The organism is Parvibaculum sp., assembly GCF_049672805.1.
Lineage (GTDB): Bacteria > Pseudomonadota > Alphaproteobacteria > Parvibaculales > Parvibaculaceae > Parvibaculum.
The window spans coordinates 1-4,422 of record NZ_JBATWS010000050.1 but is presented as its reverse complement, the minus strand read 5'-3'; the positions used below and the strand labels follow the sequence as shown (position 1 = coordinate 4,422).

Below are 4,422 nucleotides of genomic sequence, written 5' to 3'. Positions count from 1 at the left end.
GGCCGTCTGCTTCAAGTACGTCCGACTCAAAGGAAGCGTCGGTCACTTTGCTGGTGGTCATATTCTCAATCCTTTCAAGCCCGTCTGCCTGCCTGACGGCTGACAAGGCGCCGGGCGCACTGATACGAGTGGGGTTCACGTTGCCCTGAATCTAGGAACGCCCTCCCATGAGGTCAAGGCTGCCTCTTTGCCACAGGGGGTGTCCTTTTCAGCGCATTTTCCAGCGCATCGCCGGGTAATTCCATCAGATGCGCTCCTTCGGTCCAGAGCAGCGCACAGCGAATCGCACGCCCCGGATAGATGGAGGAGAGAACGGCGCGGTAAGCCGCCATTTGCGCCATATAGGCGGGGGCGACCGCATCGGGCGTTCCGGGTGGCGGGCGGTTCGTCTTGTAATCGACGATCAGCACTTCATCATCCGTGACGGCAAGGCGGTCAATCTGGCCGGAAACGAGGAGCGGCTCTCCACGAAACTCGACCGTGCCCACGACCGGCACTTCCGCGCGGCTTCCCGGCGCGAAAAGAGGTGCAAGCCCAGGGTCATCAAGCACCCTGAAAACTGATTCCTCGATTTCGCGCGCCTCATCCTCTGACAGTTCGTGTACGGAGAGTGAGAGATAGCGCCTCGCTGCATCTCTGCGTTCCGACAGGGCAATATCCGGCAATGTTTCCAGCAGCCGATGAATAATTCCGCCGCGGCGAAAGCGCAGTGCTGCATCCTTCTGCGTGAATGGGGCGGGGGCTGGCTCTGCCATGTCTTCGGGCGGCAGACGGGAGGGCGCGAGCGGGCGCGAAGGAGTAGGTTCTGCGGGCGCTTCGGCACGCGCCCAGGCGGGAAGATCGATTTTTTCAGGGTCTGCTTCCGCTGCCGCTGCCTTGACCTTGCGCCGCTGCTTCCCTTCGATGCGCCAGACAAGGCGGCCGTCCGGCAGCTCGACTTTTTTCGCATGCGGCAGCAGCGCCTTTTCGATCAGTCTGTACCAGCAATCTTCCGACGGCTCTCTCGTGCTCTGATAGCCTGCAATATAAAGCCGGTCGCGCGCGCGGGTGAGCGCGACGTAGAGAAGGCGTCTGTATTCCGCTGCCTGCAATTCGCGCAGTTTCTCGCGCGCGGCGGCGCTCACATCATCTTCCTCGCGCTTGCGGACAGGCCAGAGAAGAAGGCGCGGCCCGTCACCGCCCACGGGCGGCAGGGAGAGAAGGGCCGGATCGTGAGAACCGCCCGGTGCGGCGCATGTGTCCGGCATGAAGACGATATCGGCCTCAAGCCCCTTTGCGCCATGAACGGTCATGATGCGCACTTCATCGCGCCCCTGATCCATGTCGCGCTTGATCTCGGCAGCGCCGCGCTCCACCCAATGCAGGAAGGCTTCGAGAGAGGGCGGATGATCGCGCTCGAAATCGAGAGCGAGGGAAAGGAACTCGTCGATCGGATCGGCGGCATCCGGTCCGAGCCGCGCAAGCAGGCGCTCGCGCCCGCCCTCGCCTGTCAGGAGATGCGCAAAGAACTCATAGGGCGGTTCGAAATCGGCGAGGTCCAGCAGACGCGAGAGAAACGCCTCTGCCCGCGCGCAATGGGCTTCCGTACCTGTCTTCTCCTTCAGCGCCTTCCAGAGCGTGCCGCTGCGGCCCCAGGCGAGATTGAAAAGCTCTTCCTCCGTAAATCCGATGAACGGCCCCTTGAGAACGGTCGCAAGAGTGAGATCATCTTCCGGCAGCAGCACGAAGCGGCCAAGCGCCATCAGATCCATCACCGCCATCTGCTCGGTAAGGACCATGCGGTCTGCACCCGCAACGGGGATGTTCCGATCTTTCAAATGACGGACCATCTCGCCGACAAATTCATTTCGGCGGCGCACGAGAATGAGAATATCGCCGGGGCGAATGGGACGGCCCTTTGCAACGAGCTTTTCGCCCGATGCGATCCAGCCCTGAATCGTATCGGCGATGCGCGCCGCGAGGCGCGAGGACGGCACAGTGCCTGTCACATAATCAAGCGGCGCGTCCCACGGGTCCGGGTCTTCACCTTCTTCGGGCTTTTCCAGTTCCCAGATTTCAACCAGTCCCGCATCAAGCTCCCGATGCGCAATATGCGGATCAACATGGCCGGAGGCGGTGAGGCCTTGGCGGGCGCGCTCGTCGGCAAACACCTTGTCCACCGCCGCAAGCACTTCCGGCGCAGAGCGGAAGGAGCGCGTCAGCGGCACATAGTCCCAGGCAAGTTCAGCTTCTTTCGTGCGTTGCTCGAAATAGCGCTTCATCGCATCGAAGCGGGCGGGGTCTGCGCCCTGGAAGGAGAAGATCGACTGCTTCTCATCGCCCACAGCGAAGATGGTGCGGCGAAGATTGCGTGCGCCTGCGCCCGACAAAAACTCATCTGCAATGCGCGTTACCACATCCCACTGTTCGGGGCTCGTGTCCTGCGCCTCATCGACCAGAATATGGTCGATGCCGCCATCCAGCTTGAAGAGGACCCAGGGAGCCATGGCGCTTGTGGTCAGAAGCGCGCGGCTCTTTTCGATCAGGTCATCATAATCGAGCAGGGCGCGTGCGCGCTTTTCTTCGCCAAAAGCTTCAAGGATCGCAACGGCAATCGCCATGATCGCTTCCGTCGCCTCGGCGACGCGCAGGGCGCGCAGGCGCGCCATGAGCTTCACGAGCCGATCCTGCTCAAGGACAAGCGCGTCGGCTGCATTCGGATATTTCTCGGCCGGCTTCTTGGTGATGAGGCTTTTGCGCGGTTCATCTTCCTTGGTCAGAAAAAGGAGCCGGTATTCATCAAGGAGTTCACGCCGCGCATTGGAGGCAAGAAAACGCTTGAGCTTCGCGGCACGTTCCTTGTCCGTGCTGCTGCCTTCGGAAAGTGCCTTGATGGCATGCTCAAGTGTCTTCTTCGGAGGCGATGCCATTTCGGTGAGGATCGCTTCGACGCTCTCCCCTTCGCCTATGGCAAGCGCAGCGCGGATGGCCTGAACGATTCCGTCAAAGCCGCCAAAGCCCGCCAGCATCTTGCGAAAATTGCCGCGCTGCGGGCCGGTCACTTCTGCGATGAGTCCGCCGAAAGCAAGTTCATCCACACGCTCGACCACGTAGGAAAGGGCGCGGCCGAGCGACGTATCGGGCATGGCCGTGGCGCGGCGAAGCACGGTGTCGCGCACCTCGCCCATGAGTTCGAGCGCATGACGATCATCGAGAATATCGAATTGCGGCGGCACATTCGCCTCGAGCGGGAAGCGCCCGAGCAGACGCTCGCAGAAAGCATGGATCGTCTGGATTTTCAGTCCGCCTGGCGTCTCGACAGCGCGCGCGAAAAGGCGGCGGGCGGCGGCGCATTTTGCGGCGTCGGGCACGCTGCCTTCGATCTCCTTGATGGCGCTTGCGAGCGCGTCCTCTTCCATCGTCGCCCAGGTGCCGAGACGGGCATAAAGGCGCGCGGACATTTCGGCTGCGGCGGCCTTGGTGAAGGTGAGGCACAGGATGCGTTCGGGCGGCGTGCCTGAAAGCAGAAGCCGCGCAACGCGCGTTGTCAGCGCATGGGTCTTGCCGGAGCCTGCATTGGCAGACACCCAGACGGATGTTCCCGGCTCGGAGGCGCGGCGCTGCGCTTCATCGGGCGCGAGGCTTTTTGTCTGCATGGGGTCGCTCATTCGCCCTCTCCCCCGGCAGAGGCCCATTCCTTCACGCGGGCAAGATGATCGTAATCGCCATATTGCGAGAGAAATTTCACGCGCGGCCGCGAGAGATAGGGCGTCTGCTCATCCTCATATTGCTTCAGCAGCGCGATGAGCGACTGGTAAACCTCTTTGGCGAGTTCTCCCTCTTCATCCTTGATCTCGCGGCGTTCGCCCGCCGTCTCGCCGCCTGTGAGACGCAGATAGATCAGGCGGCCTGCTGGCAAGGCAGGGATCGAGTCATCCTCGCCGGACGTGAAGCCACCCCGCGAGGCCATTGCCGCTTCCAGCGGAAGCTGCGGCGCAAGCCCCTGCTGTACCTGCTTTATGCTGGGGGGCGTGCCTGTCTTGTAATCAATGATGTCGAGTGTGCCATCATCGCGCAGGTCAATGCGGTCAGCCTTGCCGACGAGGCGGATGGGGCGGGCGAGACCTTCCGTGATCAGAATTTCGCCGCGCGCTTCGGCATAGGCATGTTTGAGCCCTTCGCGCGCTTCATGTTCATGTTCCACGAACCATTGCGCGATGCGCTGGAAGCGCGGCCACCAGAAGGCCGCAACGCCCGGCCTGTCAATCGCGCTATCGAAAACCTCGCGGCCAATGGCGAGAAGCCGGTCAAGCGCATCATGGGGAATGGTTTTCCGATACTCCTTCACAAAGCGTTCCAGCGCTTCATGCACGATGATGCCGCGTTCGGCAGCCGCAATATCCGCATCAAGCGGATCGAGCACGGGCAGCCTCAACACACGCC

Annotated in this window: 2 protein-coding genes; both read right to left on the bottom strand. The window is 61.9% G+C overall.

Annotated features, from left to right (window positions below):
- Positions 1 to 173 precede the first annotated feature (173 nt).
- Positions 174 to 3,647 (bottom strand): double-strand break repair helicase AddA, encoded by a 3,474-nt coding sequence (addA, locus tag WBF74_RS01575; protein WP_424434160.1) that lies wholly within the window; start codon positions 3,645 to 3,647, stop codon positions 174 to 176.
- A partial coding sequence (locus tag WBF74_RS01570) for a PD-(D/E)XK nuclease family protein (RefSeq protein WP_424434158.1) occupies positions 3,644 to 4,422 on the bottom strand: 779 nt, incomplete at its 5' end. The genes WBF74_RS01570 and addA, both read right to left, overlap by 4 nt.

What these genes read in the sequence shown, in the direction of transcription:
- addA (WP_424434160.1), bottom strand. Translation starts at nt 3,647, where the DNA reads ATGAGCGACCCCATGCAGACAAAAAGCCTCGCGCCCGATGAAGCGCAG.